16 protein-coding genes are annotated in these 15,311 nt (G+C 45.8%); 10 read left to right on the forward strand and 6 right to left on the reverse strand.

What is annotated here, in order from left to right; translation table 11 throughout:
- The first annotated feature begins 97 nt into the window (after window positions 1-97).
- Together NE536_RS00920 and NE536_RS00925 are read left to right on the forward strand one after the other, a co-directional pair.
- Window positions 98-1,189, forward strand: coding sequence for a CNNM domain-containing protein (locus NE536_RS00920; RefSeq protein WP_261271497.1), 1,092 nt, complete (start codon window positions 98-100; stop codon window positions 1,187-1,189).
- A gap of 144 nt (window positions 1,190-1,333) precedes the next feature.
- On the forward strand, window positions 1,334-3,079 hold the full coding sequence (locus NE536_RS00925; RefSeq protein ID WP_261271498.1) for a bifunctional metallophosphatase/5'-nucleotidase: 1,746 nt from the start codon (window positions 1,334-1,336) through the stop codon (window positions 3,077-3,079).
- A 170-nt stretch (window positions 3,080-3,249) separates the two neighbouring features.
- Here NE536_RS00925 and NE536_RS00930 read toward each other — a convergent pair whose 3' ends face one another.
- Complete coding sequence (locus NE536_RS00930) at window positions 3,250-4,143, reverse strand: LysR family transcriptional regulator (protein ID WP_259513595.1); 894 nt, start codon at window positions 4,141-4,143, stop codon at window positions 3,250-3,252.
- Window positions 4,144-4,373: 230 nt separating this feature from the next.
- Between NE536_RS00930 and NE536_RS00935 the strand changes: the two genes are divergently transcribed.
- Entirely contained in the window at window positions 4,374-4,817 is a 444-nt protein-coding gene (locus NE536_RS00935; RefSeq protein WP_261271499.1) for a DoxX family protein, read from the forward strand.
- 12 nt (window positions 4,818-4,829) lie between these two features.
- A complete protein-coding gene (locus NE536_RS00940; RefSeq protein ID WP_261271500.1) occupies window positions 4,830-5,540 on the forward strand; it encodes a pirin family protein in 711 nt (236 codons plus the stop codon).
- 238 nt (window positions 5,541-5,778) lie between these two features.
- On the opposite strand, the gene NE536_RS00945 is transcribed toward NE536_RS00940, so the two are convergent.
- The 5 genes from NE536_RS00945 to NE536_RS00965 form a co-directional block, all read right to left on the reverse strand.
- Window positions 5,779-6,303 carry a GNAT family N-acetyltransferase gene (locus tag NE536_RS00945; protein ID WP_006082491.1) on the reverse strand — a complete coding sequence of 175 codons (525 nt, stop codon included), beginning with the start codon at window positions 6,301-6,303 and terminating at the stop codon, window positions 5,779-5,781.
- 167 nt (window positions 6,304-6,470) lie between these two features.
- Window positions 6,471-6,980, reverse strand: coding sequence for a GNAT family N-acetyltransferase (locus NE536_RS00950; RefSeq protein WP_261271501.1), 510 nt, complete (start codon window positions 6,978-6,980; stop codon window positions 6,471-6,473).
- Between the two features lie 172 nt (window positions 6,981-7,152).
- Window positions 7,153-7,455 (reverse strand): hypothetical protein, encoded by a 303-nt coding sequence (locus NE536_RS00955; protein WP_006082493.1) that lies wholly within the window; start codon window positions 7,453-7,455, stop codon window positions 7,153-7,155.
- Window positions 7,456-7,580: 125 nt separating this feature from the next.
- Complete coding sequence (locus NE536_RS00960; RefSeq protein WP_006082494.1) at window positions 7,581-7,790, reverse strand: DUF3820 family protein; 210 nt, start codon at window positions 7,788-7,790, stop codon at window positions 7,581-7,583.
- A gap of 155 nt (window positions 7,791-7,945) precedes the next feature.
- Window positions 7,946-8,416: a GNAT family N-acetyltransferase gene (locus NE536_RS00965; RefSeq protein WP_106649948.1), complete on the reverse strand. Its 471-nt coding sequence runs from the start codon at window positions 8,414-8,416 to the stop codon at window positions 7,946-7,948.
- 527 nt (window positions 8,417-8,943) lie between these two features.
- Between NE536_RS00965 and NE536_RS00970 the strand changes: the two genes are divergently transcribed.
- From NE536_RS00970 to NE536_RS00995, 6 genes are all read left to right on the forward strand, one after another.
- Window positions 8,944-9,786: an AAA family ATPase gene (locus NE536_RS00970; protein ID WP_261271502.1), complete on the forward strand. Its 843-nt coding sequence runs from the start codon at window positions 8,944-8,946 to the stop codon at window positions 9,784-9,786.
- The gene (locus NE536_RS00975; RefSeq protein WP_261271503.1) at window positions 9,746-10,213 is read left to right on the forward strand and encodes a CopG family transcriptional regulator; all 468 of its coding nucleotides are present in this window, start codon (window positions 9,746-9,748) and stop codon (window positions 10,211-10,213) included. Before NE536_RS00970 ends, NE536_RS00975 begins: the two co-directional genes overlap by 41 nt.
- A 250-nt stretch (window positions 10,214-10,463) precedes the next feature.
- The gene (locus NE536_RS00980; protein WP_261271521.1) at window positions 10,464-11,867 is read left to right on the forward strand and encodes an ABC transporter substrate-binding protein; all 1,404 of its coding nucleotides are present in this window, start codon (window positions 10,464-10,466) and stop codon (window positions 11,865-11,867) included.
- A complete protein-coding gene (locus NE536_RS00985) occupies window positions 11,854-13,593 on the forward strand; it encodes a GGDEF domain-containing protein (protein WP_261271504.1) in 1,740 nt (579 codons plus the stop codon). The genes NE536_RS00980 and NE536_RS00985 overlap by 14 nt, the downstream gene beginning before the upstream one ends.
- A 133-nt stretch (window positions 13,594-13,726) precedes the next feature.
- Complete coding sequence (locus tag NE536_RS00990; protein ID WP_261271505.1) at window positions 13,727-14,551, forward strand: M90 family metallopeptidase; 825 nt, start codon at window positions 13,727-13,729, stop codon at window positions 14,549-14,551.
- Between the two features lie 24 nt (window positions 14,552-14,575).
- On the forward strand, window positions 14,576-15,226 hold the full coding sequence (locus NE536_RS00995; RefSeq protein WP_261271506.1) for a nuclear transport factor 2 family protein: 651 nt from the start codon (window positions 14,576-14,578) through the stop codon (window positions 15,224-15,226).
- Window positions 15,227-15,311: the final 85 nt, after the last annotated feature.

Below are 15,311 nucleotides of genomic sequence, written 5' to 3' on the forward strand. Positions count from 1 at the left end.
AGACGCAAATAAATTTTAGCCAGTAACTCAATTAACCTATGCTAGAATCTCCACGGGCTAATGTTGGCCTAAAATACGGAGTTGTAATTCCACCTATATGTTAACCCTCATCATTATAGTGCTTGTCGCTGTCGGAGTTTCTTTTCTGTGCAGTGTGTTCGAAGCTGTTCTGCTATCGGTTACCCCAAGTTATATCGCATCACTCGAACAAACTGACAGTGCCGCAGCCACGCGCTTGCGTAAACTGAAAGAAAATGTCGAAGCCCCTTTGGTGTCAATCCTTACGTTGAATACTATCGCCCATACCGTCGGCGCCGCCGTTGCGGGTGCGCAAGCAGCGAAAATATTTGGTGACGATATGTTGGGTGTTTTCTCGGGCGTATTGACCTTTATTATTCTGTTCTTCTCAGAAATTATTCCTAAATCATTGGGTGCCAACCATTGGCGTCGCCTCGCACCGAGCGTGTCTGTTGCCGTGATGTGGATGAAGCGTGTCACTAGACCGCTGATCTGGATGTCGCAGCAAGTCACTCGTTTGATGGGCAAAGGTGATGAAGGCCATTATATCCGCCAAGAAATGAGCGCGATGGCAAAAATCGGCCATGAATCCGGTGAGCTTGACGAGCAAGAGTCGAAAATTCTGACGCAAATGCTCAAGGTACGTGATATGCCCGTTACAGCAATCATGACACCGCGCACTGTGATGTTCTCGCTGCCAGTGGATCTGACTCAAAATGAGTTTGTACGTCAATATCGCGACAAGCCTTTTACCCGTATTCCAGTATACGATCAGGATCATGACGATATTATCGGTTATATCACCCGTACCGATGTGTTGCTGGCTGAGCGTTACACACCAGAAGCACCGATTGGTGAGCTTAAACGGAGTTTATTTGTGGTGCCTGAAACCGCCAAAATTCTGCCACTGTTTGAGCGTATGATTAAACGTAACACCCAAATTGCTATGGTGGTCGACGAGTACGGCAGTAGCCAAGGTATTGTGACTCAAGAAGATATTATCGAATCTATGCTAGGATTAGAGATTGTCGATTTAAACGATCCCGCGACCGATATGCAGCAATTAGCACGTAAACTTTGGACTAAGCGCATGAAGCAAAAAGGCATTCGCCTATCCGATGACGGTGATTTTGAAGCCGCATCCGATGATGACGAAGCCAAATCCGGTTAAAGGCTAAGCCAGTTTAGTGCTTGTTAATATAAAGGGAGCCTAGCTCCCTTTATTCTTTTAGAATGCGGATAACTCAGAACCCTCTGAGCCTCGCATTTTGAGGTCGCTTGGGTATATACTCACCCGCCGTAATAGAGGTAAGTTATGACACAGAGCTACACACTCTCACTCGCGCACATTAATGACACCCATTCGAATTTTGAGCCCTGCCGCGTCCAATTTAGTCTTAACCTCGGCCAGCATAAGCTTGATGTAACCAGCCATAGCGGTGGTTATGCCCGCATCGGCCACCACATCACTAAGGCACGTCAAGCTGCTGCACAAACCAATACGCCGTTTGTTTTCCTGCACGGTGGCGACAGCTTCCAAGGCACGCTTTATTTCAGCCATTTTAAAGGCAAGGCCAACGCCCACTTACTCAATCTGTTAGCGCCCGATGCTATGGTCATTGGCAACCACGATATCGATGAAGGTAACGCCAGACTTGCCGAGTTTGCTAAGCAGATTGATTTCCCATTGCTTGCGGGCAACATGGATTTAAGCCAAGAAGATCTCAACAAACCCGGTTGTCTGCGTGGTTTGCCTAATATCTTGGATTATGATCATGAGCAAAAACGCGCGAAATATCTGCTTAAGCCTTTCCACGATAAGACGTTAGCCATTGTCGGTATTACGTTAGATCAAATGAAAGAGATCGCTCGCCCCGATCCCGACACTCATTTTGTCGATGCTATCGCCACAACCGCACGCACGGTTGAGCACCTTAAAAATCAAGGCATCAAACATATTATCGTGCTCAGCCACTTAGGCCTAGATCAAGATAAGCGCCTTGCGGCCGAAGTAGAGGGTATTAGCCTGATCGTAGGCGGTCACACGCATACGCTACAGGGCGATTTTCGCGCCTTAGGTTTGAGCAACCTACCCTACGGTGAAGTCATCAATAACACACCGATAGTGCACGCGGGGAAATATGCCGAAGTCGTCGGCTTAGCCGAGATAACATTTGATGCTGAAGGTAAAGTGCAGAGCTTAACTGGCGGCAATTACTTCATGCTGGATCAACACTTTATCTTAAGTGCTAACACAACCGTCGATAACCAAGATTACCAAGCGGTGCGCCAACAGCTCAGTCAGCATCCAAATGTCCTTTGGGATGATGCCGATACCGATATTGATGGCGTTATTCGAGACATCTACAAACCCGCCATCGCAGAGATGGAAAACAAAGTCTTAGCACTGGTGCCAAAAAACTTAGTCCATACGCGCCTGCCGTCTAAGGCCCTGCCCCACGGCAGTGAAATTGCGCCTTGGGTCAGCCGCAGCATGTTCCAAGAAGCTAAGCTTGTCGACCCTAGGGTGAACTTTGCCCTGCATAATGCCGGCGGTGTACGCCAATCAGTGGCCCAAGGTCAGTTGACGCTAGCGGATGTGATGGGGCAGTTGCTGCCCTTCGAATTGCCATTAGTTAAATATGAAATTCAAGGTCAATTCCTCTATCAAGCGCTCGAATCGGCGATTAACGCGGCAACCAACAACAGTGTCCGTGGTACAGGAGCAGGTAGTTTCCCGTACACCTACGGCCTACGGTATTACTACGATGGGCGACGCCCACTGGGTGAACGTTTATTCAGACTAGAAATGATGCAGCAGGACAGCCAATCCCTTTGGTATCCGGTTGAGCCTGAGTCACTGTATGTGGGGGTATCGACCTCTTACACAGCGGCAGGTAAGGAAGGCTATCATCCATTGCTGCAAGCTCGCTGGCAGGAGTCGATGGAGTCTCTGACGTTGCCACAGGCCTTTATTCGATTCTTAAATCGCTCACCGAATCTGTCTGATTTACTGTCACAGCACGTGCATTACACCAGCCACAGCCAACGTATGGGTTAAGTGCCAATGCTCCTCATGGCGTCAACATTGATGCAGTGAGGAGCAAAGTAAATTAATGAGTGACTGGGAACTGTCTTCCTAACAAAGCGTTGAATAGGCAGTGATGCAAAACAAACGTTGCTCTCATTGCCTGTCATCAAAATTGCTAGAATTATAAAATTGCTAGGCTCTTAAAATTGCCAGTCGCATTGTGGCAAGCGCTCAGTAAACCAATCCTTTGCCTTGCCCTGCGCGTCTTTACGCCACGCCATAAACACAGCTTGGGGTGGGCGCGGCATTTCCACATGACAAGCCACTAAGCTCCCCGTCGCCAACGCATCTAAAATCAAGTGTTTTGGAATGTAGCCTACGCCGAGTCCCAATTGCTGAGCCTTAATCTTGGTTTGCATATTTGGCACCCGGATCACTTGGCGACTATCAAATAAACCGCTCGAGCGCTGCGCTAAGGCAGTCGAACTGTCAGCCACCACAATGGAAGGGAATTGCAGCAATGCCTCGGTCGGAATAGGACCCGCATGTTGCGCCAATGGGTGGGCAGGATTTAAGGCAAACACAAACTCCAATTCACCGATTTCGACCACATGATATTGACCTTTTGGCAGTTCACCCGTTACGCCGATGGCAATATCGGCACGGCCCGAATAGAGTGCATCCCAGCCGCCACCTAAGGACTCTTCACTGATGTTCACCGTCACTTGCTTACCCAGCTCAGTAAATTCCCCGATCAACTGCAATAGGGGTAAATCCGGCACGACAGTATCAATTGCTAAGGTTAACGAAGACTCCCAGCCGGTCTCGAGTTGACGCACCGCTTCTTCGAGCCTAGACGTTGCCGAAAGGATTTCTCGACCTTGGCGCAGCACAAGTTGGCCGACTAAGGTCAGTTCGGCGCGTTGGCCCTTACGTTCAAATAATTTTGTGCCTAAATCGCTTTCCAGTTTCTGCACTGTGTAGGTCAGCGCCGACGGCACTCGGAACAAGGACTCGGCCGCTGCGGAAAAACTGCCTTTTCTATCAATGGCATCGAGTACGATTAATCCATCGAGACTAATAGATGGCAACATAAAAACCTCATATTCAAATTATTTGAAGTAGACATTGAAAATGTTCCGATTTTCTTTGCCAAAGGTCAAGTCTACACTGCTTAGCAATGGAGAGGTTCTGCGGAACTCACTGCCGAAATCGGATGTAGACACTGAGTAAAGTTAAGTTAGAACAGATTTAAAAACTGAGTTAAAACTGATTGAACAATACACTAAACACTTGTCAAATAATTTGAAATAAGGAATAGCCCATGAAAGCACTCATCGCAAAAACACTCAAATCAGCCCCTAGTCTTGCCCCACTGGCACTGCGTCTTCCTATCGGGATTATCTTAATCGCCCATGGTTCACAAAAACTGTTTGGCTGGTTCGGTGGGTACGGCTTAGAAGGCACTGGACAATGGATGGCATCCATAGGTTTGACGCCAGGTTACTTAATGGCACTGATGGCAGGTTCAAGTGAATTCTTCGGCGGCCTATTCCTGTTACTCGGCCTGCTGACTCGCCCAACCGCCCTCGTATTGTCATTCACTATGATAATAGCGATTTTCTCAGTACACATAGGCAACGGTCTGTTCCTTGCCAACAACGGTTACGAATTTGGTCTCGCCCTACTCGCAGCCACAGTGTCATTGGCGGTTTCAGGTGCAGGCAAGTTCGCTGTCGATAACGTATTCGCTAACCGCATCAAATAAAGGGGAAGCAAGATGATCACATTAAGAAAAGCACAGGATCGCGGTCAAGCAGATTTAGGCTGGCTAAAGAGTCAACATACCTTCTCTTTCTCTAGCTACTATGACCCAGAGCACATGGGGATTTCATCCCTAAGAGTCATCAACGATGACAGCGTTGCACCGGGTGCAGGTTTTGATACCCATGGACATAAAGACATGGAGATCATCAGTTACGTGATATCTGGCACTATCGCCCATAAAGACAGTTTCGGAAATATCAAAACTTTACCTGCTGGTGAGTTTCAGTTGATGTCGGCGGGTAAAGGCATTTACCACAGCGAGTTCAATGCTTCTAATACTGAGCCGCTACACTTTTTACAGATTTGGATCCGCCCAGATACCTTAGGCATAGATGCGGGTTATCAGCAAAAGGCATTCGAGCAGAGCTCACCGCTGACAGCAGTGGTGACACCAAACGGTGAAAATGGCACGCTGAAAGTGCAACAGGATGCGACCCTATATCGTTTAGTGTTAAGCGAAGGCGAAAAAGTGACGATGGCCAGAACCGCCGAACAAGCGAGTCGTCATCTGTATGTTCAATTGATTGAAGGTACGCTGGATATCAATGGTACAACACTCACGACTGGGGACGGCGCACATCTGACCCAACTTGCGAGTGTCGACTTTACGGCAACAAGCGGCCAAGTCACCGCACTAGTATTCGACTTGTCGGCTAATGCGTAATACGAGCGGCTTAACTGAACCACTCAGTACAGCCGCTTAACGATTAAGCAAGTCATTGAGCAAGTGATTACATGCCAGCTTGATAAGCACTCACCTAGAAAACCTAGAAGCACTGCCACAAGTCATCTTTGGCAGTGTTTTTTATTGGCGTTTTGATGGCCATGTTATAAAGCGATGTTATAAAAGCAGTGCTAACGGCCTCGTTGAGCGAACCAGACCAGCACTTTAATAAGCTGAGTTAAAGCGCGAGTGTCATACTGAAGTTAACCAACACTTGGGCTTGGCCCTGTGCTTTATCCGCCGCATTCAAAAAACGCTTATGTTCATTACGGCGAATACTGCGAAATCCTTGTTTTTCAAAAAATGGTCGCGCGAGATAGGATGCTTCAACCGTTAATCGTTTCAGCGCTAAAATTTTAACTTCTTCAAACAACGCAAAATACAAAGAGGTGGCCACCCCAGAACGGGCATATTCGGGATGCACGAACAGACATTCCACTTCGGCAGCGGCTTCAACTTCACTGTCGGCACCTATCTTAAGATTGATAAATCCCACCAGCATGTTATCCGCTTCAGCAACCCAAATCGTGGTGCCCTTTAAGCGTTCGAGCCAATAGTTCTCACTGCGGATCTCACCTTCGATATAAGCCCATGCAGAGCGTTCGGCAAACGAGTAAAACTCGCCAGAGCCTTGCATTACACTCGCCTCAAAGATCGCCGCCAGCTGCGAGACATCCGATGGCGTAAATAGTCGGATCTTCATTCTCTGCCCTCCATCTTGAATTGTTAATCGCTTAAGATTAACCGTATTCTAATTTAAGTTAAATAGTACTGATTTAACTTAAATAGTGTCACTCAACGGCGTTAAGCTAATGTTTTACTGTGGAATACCTTACATCACTTTTTGGTTGAACCCCTAGTAAGCTAACGTTAAATATTCTTCTCCATATAGAAGCCCGGGATCACTTGCCCAAGTTTTTGCTGATAACTGCGCTGTATTTGAATGAATCCCATACGGGTAAATAACCCTTTAGAGAGATAAGAGGCGTCCACACTCAAGCGCGCATAGCCTTGCGCCTTAGCCCACGCTTCTAAAACACGATAGGCACGCTCACCCAATCCCTTAGCTTGATAATCTGGATGGATATATAAGCTGTCTACATAACCTTGGTGCGCAAAATGGGTTTCGACATTGATAAAACCGCAGCAAATTAAAGAAGCTGTCGCTGCATCTTTGACTAATACTACCCACGCCTTCGAGCGGTTTAAGCGCAAATCCCAATGTTTAGCCGATCTTGGCGCCGCAGACCAAGCTGCAAGTTGCGCTTGTGAATAACGAGCATGGGTAATGTTATGCACACAAAGATGAAATAACTCACTCACCTCACGGGCATAACATGGCTGATAAGGCTGGATCTCGAACTGTTCAAACGCCGTCACTTAAGTGTTCTCTGTTAAGTAATAACCGCTAGCAATAGCGCTATTTTGCCGCGTTTCGCTTAATCGAGATAGGCTCAAATTTTGCGGCATTGGAGGCTAGAAACAAAAACGGCCTCGAAAGTATCGAAGCCGTTGGATTAAAGAGGCGCACAGGTTAGCGCACTCGTTACTGTTACTTCTTATCGATTTGACCAACAAATAACAGTTTATCAAAGGTGCGGTTTAAGGTTTTGCTAGTGAATTCGTTCATCCACATTTGTTCAACCACAGCCACTTTATCGCCTTTACTCACTTCAGTTTGAGGACCTGCAGCCCAAAAAGTGGTGTCAGCTTCTTTAATTTGTACGTAGGTGTAACCACCACCGTTCATCGTATCAACAACAGTACCTTCGTGGGTGACACCCTGAGCCCAAGCACTTGACATGCCTAACGCTAAAGTCGCTACCGCCGCTAATTTTACCCATTTTGCCATCATGCCTGCGTTCCTTTTGTTTTGCTAATATGCTGCATTAAAGCACGCTAAAAACAATAAATCGCTAATCTCTATCACGAAATACAACACTTATCGCAAAAGCAGTATTTTTCTTCAAAGAGGGGAACTCATTTCAACAGCGGTTTTAGCATGCCTTCTAAACCATTAAGCTTGATTTCGTACATTAGGGCTAATTGCTCACCGAGTTTTCCCTGGGGGAAACCTTGCTTATGGAACCACACCAAATAAGGTTCGGGTAATTCGAGTAACTTACGCCCAGCGTACTTACCAAAGGGCATTTTTTGATTTACAGCGTCGATGAGTAGTTGCTGATCCATAGATTGTGATCTCGTGCAGGTCGTCCCGATTATCCCAAGGATGCTACAACATAAGCCAATCAATGTCGCCGTTAACTCATACAACACTCCCACATAAGTCATCCAATACTTAAGGTGAGTACCATAAACGCACAAACTACATTTCCAGCTGAATCCTAAGCAACAATTTTTAATAGATTTGGCCCTAAATTAGCGCATGGCGCATATTGAAAACCATATTCACTGCATAAGCGTTCAGACTCACCATAGGCGGTAATGCTGATACAAGTCCCAGAACTTGCGTGTCCATCGACAAAGTCCATCACTCGCTCAAGCATGATCTTCGCCAGCCCATAGGATTGGTATTCGGGCAACACGATAAAATCTTCAATGGCCAAATGCCCAGGCTTATTACCGTAAACACACGCCGTAGCTAACAGATTAGACTTAGCGACTCCCGCGCCAGCATGCTCCATTTCAGCATTGTCACTCAATCGGATAGAGACCCAAAACAGTGCCTGCACATCCGCAAGCTCAACACCGATCGAAGGGCGGCCAGCGGCACTACGCAGATTGAGTAATTCATGGAATAGCGGTGCTGTTTCAACGAGTTCAAACTTAATAGGCATAATAGTTTTGATATCCATTTGGCATCCCTTCTCTCATGGTTGAAATTGCAAGCGATTTAGACGGCAGTCTAAGAGATGATAAAGCCAGCATTTGGCAGTTTGATGACAAGCTCCTCACCAAACAAGACCACTTTCGACTGAGAAGTCGATTCTTTACACGGATTCATTAATAACATTTAGCAATATAAAATTAACATTTATACCGATAGAGAAATAAAAAGTCAGAATTCAGATTTTGTGAACAGGCATAGATTGCAACAAACAAGCCTGCAACTTGATACCACTCAAATTAAACCTTTTAAAAATAAAAACTTAAAAATATCACTCACAAATTATTCCTCAACTATTACTTGTCAAATTAACGGCACGTGACCAGATACTGACAAAAAACCATTGCTGACAATTTAATCAAAAACCGTCAAAAAATCAGCCAATTGACTGAGGTTAACATAAGGTTTACATTCGATTTCGAGCACAAAAACGGTGTGGCTCCCAACTCATCAACTCGCTGCCCAAGGGTCATCAAAAGAATTAAGGAATGCGTCATGATAGTGTTAATCGGCGGAGAAAAAGGCGGCAGCGGTAAAAGTTGTTTAGCCCAAAACATAGCTGTCTTTCTAACCACAGAATGCAATGCCTCAGTCATTATGGTGGACTGCGATCCCCAACGCACCACATCAGATTGGATCCAGGCAAGGAATAATAATCCCAAATTGGCCAGCATCAATTGCGTGCAGCTTTACGGCAAGATCCGTAATGACTTGCTCAGTCTTGAACAACATTATGATGTCGTCATAGTCGACTGTGGTGGTCAAGATAACTTAGCGCTACGTGCAACCATGTCTGTCGCCGCTTACATTTTAATGCCCTTAAGACCTAAGCGTCGCGATTTGAAAACCGTTAGCCACATGGACGATATCGTCGCGACTTGTAAGATGATAAATCCAAAGCTACAGGCTTCATTTGTGATTACCCAATGCCCAAGTTTACCGAATCAAGCTAACCGAATTTTAGAAGCCAAAGAAGTCTGTAAAACCTATGATATCAACGTCCTTGATGCAATAACCTACTGCCGTAATGTGTATGATGACAGCGAAGAGTCAGGACTATCAGTGATTGAAATCGACCCTAGCGGAAAGGCCGCAGAAGAAATCCGTACTATTGCCTGTGAATTGTTCCAAGTCGATTGCGCCGCGAGTTTAGAAGACAACCTACACCCTGCAAAGCTTGCTCAGAGTACTGGTAAAGGTCAGATGCACAATGGTTTGATAAATAATTGTTTGGTCAATAATGGCTTACACCATCAAGCTCAACCCTCTCACCTTACCACTCAACAAAGGGGGCAAAATGGGACTCAGCGACCTCAAGAAAAACGCTATGCCATCTAGCAACATACAGCCGTCGCTTTCGTTAGATGAGTTTATTGAGGCAGCCAACTTATATGCAATGGGACAAAGTCCTAATAAGACAAAAGGCAGTCATTTCGCTTTTGAAACAGCGACAACGAACGCTAAAACCGCTGACCAAACGTTCACTAACATAACAACTGACACTGGGCTGAATCATTCCAATGTACTGATCTTGCATAAACAGAGCTTAGGGACAGAAGTCTTATCGCCAGCAAACGTTGAGGCGAAAACTCACTATCGCAAGGCAACCTTTTCACTCAGCGAAGCGGCTATTAGCCAGCTCGCGACCTTGTCGCAAGACAGCACGCTCTCCAAATCGAAACTGCTCCGATTCTTGATTGAACAACATTACGAGCTGCCCATTGCCCTGAGGCAATTACGAGAACAACAGCGCCAAAACAGTTAACACTTCGCAATACTCCCACCCTTTTCCGGTAACTCAGCTAAGCTCGGGTTATCGGCTTTTTTACTCAAGAACAAAAAACCAAGATAAAAACCACAATATAATCGCGGCATAAGTGCTGATCCCACCTATCCTTAAATGTACAGAATGATAAATAAGTGTTATTTATTCACAGTGAATCAGTAACGTTAAGGTGTATTTTTTGCGAAAGCCAAACCAACTTATCTGTCTTTGTTTAAGCGCTGCGTTTCTAATGCCCTGCTATGCTGAGTTTTCATTGGCACAAATCCCGCCGCTCACGAACAAAGCGCCCATCACCTTAGTCGCAGAAAAGGGATTTTGGACCGACTATTTAACGCAAGAAATGTTGCCTAAATTCACTGAAAAAACTGGTGTAAAAGTGCAAGTGATCAGCACCGAACTTGATAGTATGTTTAATTTGCAGACCCAAGATTTACTCCAAGGTTCAGGCAAATACGACTTGCTGACGATGGAAGCTGGCTGGGCAAAAGAATGGGCAGCCAATGGCTACACAGTCCCTTTAGTCGAACTCGCAAAACTCTACGATCCCGACGGTGAAAAGGCCATGGAGAAATACCTAGAACCCTATTACCCATCGCTACTGAACATCTTATCCTACCATGGAGAAATCCATGCTATTCCCTACAATAACTATGTGATGGGTAATCATTACCGAGCCGACCTCTTTGATAATAACACTGAAAAAACACATTTTCAGAGCCAGTTCGGTTACCCGCTCGCACCAGCAAAAACCTTAACCGAGTTACGGGATCAAGCCCAGTTTTTCACCCGTAAAGCGGGCACTATGTTGGCGGATAAAATGTTAACCCACGACTTTTATGGCTTGGCGCTAATGTCGGGTGATAAGCCACATATTAACGATGAATTTTCCAGCATGATCTGGAGCTTAGGCGGCAATTGGATGCAGCCAATTTATAATGAACAAAAAAAGATCAGTCATTTTGAGGTGCCGACTATCAACCATGAGGCCATCAAAGCCGCCAAGCTTTATCGCGAATTAATGCCCTATGCCGTGCCTGCCAACGAGCAATTTGCCTTCAATGAGGCTGCCAATGCAATCGCCACAGGGCAAGCGGCAATGTGGCCTTTCGCTTACAATAATTTGTGGCATAAGTCCTTCAAAGTTGAGCAAAATATTCCCGGCGCACGCCTTGCTGTAAGTCAAGTACCCGGCGGTTATCCCTATAACGGCGCCTATGCTTTTGCCGTGAGTTATGACAGCAAAAATCCCCAAGCGGCCTATTGGCTCATCAAATACATGGGCACCTATGAAGCACAACACGCTTATGCTCTCGGCGGCGGTAATCCATGTCGTATGGATGTCGTGACCGCCCCCGAATTTAAAAGTGAATCATTAAGGACCATAGCGGGGGCATTCGAAGCAAGCCATATCGCTAATATGTTTTGGTCAACTAAAGTGCTAGAACTTGGGCATTTTACCAGTACAGCCATGGGACAGATTTACCCTGAACTCAGCCATGCATGTTATCGCGCTAGCCGCATGCCCGCTGACAGCGAGGATATTTTTATTAAATTAAGTGCAGAGATAAAACACCTCCAAAATACCTATGGAGAGGTACCTGCGATTGACAAGAAAACTAATGACAAGCACTAAGCCGCTGAAAAGCCTAAAACAAAAAATAACTTTAGCCTTCTATATCATAGTGGGCATGGCGCTGTTTAATGGTGTTGTTGCGATACTACTGTCTCAGCAACTGAAATCAGAAATTGAGCAACTGGTGGGCGTCGATGTGGTAAAAGTCACCACTGCGCTACAACTGGCAAAAAACAGTGAAAAACTCCAAATCATCACAGCGCGTCTAAATCATTATGATAATGAACAACAAAGACTTCGTCTATTGAGTGAACTCTCGGCGCAGTGGGAACGACTAATTAATGACTCCCGATTACTGACGTCCATTGAAACCTCTGCTGTCAGTAAGCAAGAATTGAATCACGCGTTAGATATTCAACTTTACTATTTACAACAGTTGCCATTACTTGACGAGTTAACCGATTCCGCCCTTCAAGCCAATTTACAAGCGGCAAATATTCAAGCCAATTTAACTTCAATGGCATCGGGATTTACCGATGAAATGCAAACCCAATTTCACCGTATCAATGCCGATTCTGAACGTCAACTTAAGCTGAAAAATTTTGACAAGATTTCGGTGAACATCAATACCAATCAGCAATTGTCTCAATTTAGTCATTTGGGAGAACACTTATTTACCAGCCTCTCTCAAGTAAAAATTATCGACAATCTAGTTGAGCTTAACCACACCCAAAGAGAAGCGATGCGGCTACTGTTAAATATGGAGGCGATTCTCGAAGGGATTAACGGGGATACCGGTTTATATTTCAATTTGTTATCGCAAATAAAGCAGACCATGGTCGGTGAAGATAACCTATTTGAACTGTCCCGCAAGGCCATTAAAAGTACCTATATAGCCAATGCGCATTTAGAGTACCAAGCCGATGCCGCGCAAATAGTTGCGACCTATACCCAGAATCTGGTTAACCAAGTCGAAAATGAAATCCAACAAACGGGCGGCGAGCTTAAAAGTGACAGCACCGCATTTATCATATTGATTTTCTGCAGTGGCATTTTGTATTGCTTCTTCATCTGGCTCACCAGCTGGCACTTTATCACTAAGGGGATTATCAAGCCTGTGATGGCGACGCGAGATGCCATGAATGCCATCGCCCATGAAAAACTCGACACCCGTATGCCTGTCACCGATAACCTAGAGCTGCAGCAAATGGTGAGTTCATTAGAAACACTCAAAAGCTATGCGGCGCAAGTTAAAGGAATGGCGGAAACCGACGGACTAACGGGCTGCTACAACCGTCGCTATTTAGACATGCAACTCCAAAAAGAACTCGAGTATGCCAGGGATCATAATATGCCTCTGGGCATCATTTTGTTTGATATTGATAACTTTAAACAATTTAACGACAGATATGGCCATGTCGCTGGCGACCAATGCCTGCAGAAAATTGTTAACGCCGCAAAATCCCTCTTAAAACGCCCAACTGACATACTTGCCCGCTATGGTGGTGAAGAGTTTATGCTAGTGCTGCCATCGAGTCATCTCGAGGATATCTATCAATTTGCCGAACAGTTGCGTGAGAAAATCATCAGCTTAGAAATCCCCCATGAAGACTCTCCCCATTCGGGCATACTTACCATCAGCGCGGGGATTACCTGTTGGCAGCTACCGCAACTACTGGATGCGAATAGTTTAATTAATCGAGCCGATGAAGCCCTTTATCATGCCAAACTGACGGGGCGTAACCGCACCGAGGCCCTCCTCTGCCAACCCATTCACTATGCCTAACCCCCGGTTCGTCTATCCCTTAGCCGCCAATCGCGGCAACAACCGCGCTTCTTTTTTCAGCAAAGGATTGAGTTAAGCCCTCTTCATCCCCATTAGCTAATATTAAGATAATCAGGATTAGAACAGGGAAAGTATGCTCGCTATTGTTATCACGCTTATCCTCGGAGTCGGGGCAATTGCTTGGCTACTTTCAAGTCGTTGGCGTAAAACCTTGCACCGCCGCCGGATCACGGCCAAACCTTTCCCAAAAGAATGGCGCAACATTCTTAAAAAAAGACTGCCTTACTTCCATGCGTTACCGACAGATTTACAGCTACAGCTCAAACGGCTTATCCAAATCTTCATCGATGAAAAGGAGTTTGTTGGCTGCGATGATTTCGAGATCACCGATGAAGTGAGAGTCACTATCGCAGCACAGGCGTGCCTCCTGCTGCTCAATCGAAAAACAGACTTTTACCCCAAACTGAAACAAATTTTAGTCTATCCCGATGCCTTTATCGTTAATAATCAACATACAGACACCAGCGGTATTGTGTGGGAACAGCGCAATGTGCTGGCGGGCGAATCTTGGGAATACGGCAAAGTGGTGCTCTCGTGGAAAAATACCTTAGACGGCGCCGCCGATCCCCACGATGGCAATAATGTCGTGATCCACGAGTTTGCCCATCAGCTCGATCAAGAAGACGGCCAAGCCAATGGCGCGCCGATACTGCAACATTTTGCCGATTACAGCACTTGGTCAGAAGTGCTAAGCAAGGCTTTCACCCAATTACAGCACAGCGCAAACTTTGGCACGCCCTCATTATTTAATTACTATGGTGCGACGAATCCCGCTGAATTTTTTGCCGTTATTACTGAAGTTTTTTTTGAAAAGCCAGAGGATTTCTACCAACAACACCCAGACTTGTATCGGGAACTGAGCCGCTTTTATCAACTCGATCCGATAAACTGGCATTAACCCATAAAAGTAGAGGCACACTAAATGCTCAAAGACACTCATGCATTTGCAGTTAAAGGCACCACTGTTAATCACGCCGCTATTATGAGTCGCGCGACTAATGTCAGTCGTGCTACTAATGCCAGTCGTGCCACTAGTGTTAATCGCGCTAGCTTGGGGTTACTGCTCAGCGTATTAATGCTTGGTGGACTTATTGTAAGCGCACAGGCACAGGACTCGCCGACACAAAGCGCTCAAACACAAGATACTCAAGTCCAAAGCGCTCAAACAACATCGAGTTCAGACCAACAAGCGGCAGCTCAGGTGTTGGATTTACTCAACCAATATTCAAGCGATGCCAATTGGGATAAGTATTTTGCCCTGTACCGAAAAGACGGCATTTTTATTGGTACGGATGCGAGTGAACGTTGGGGAATGGCGGAATTTGAACATTACTCCCGCCCTACAAAAGGTTGGCGCTATGATTTAACGGAGCGGCATTTAATCCAACATGGCGACGTCATATTGTTCGACGAGTTATTAAATAGCCCCGCCTATGGTGTCAGTCGAGGAACCGGTACTTTGATCAAAACCGATGGCTACTGGAAAATTGCACAATATCATTTAAGTTTCCCAATCCCCAATGAGATAGCAAAACAGATCACCACCGAGATCAAAGCCGCAAACAAGCAGTAATGACGTACTCCCCAGAATGCAGTTTCGAAAGCGTACAATTTATAAAAGTGAGATTTCGATAGCATCGCTGTTTCAAATTGTACAG

The organism is Shewanella septentrionalis (genome assembly GCF_025370265.1).
Taxonomy (GTDB): domain Bacteria; phylum Pseudomonadota; class Gammaproteobacteria; order Enterobacterales; family Shewanellaceae; genus Shewanella; species Shewanella hafniensis.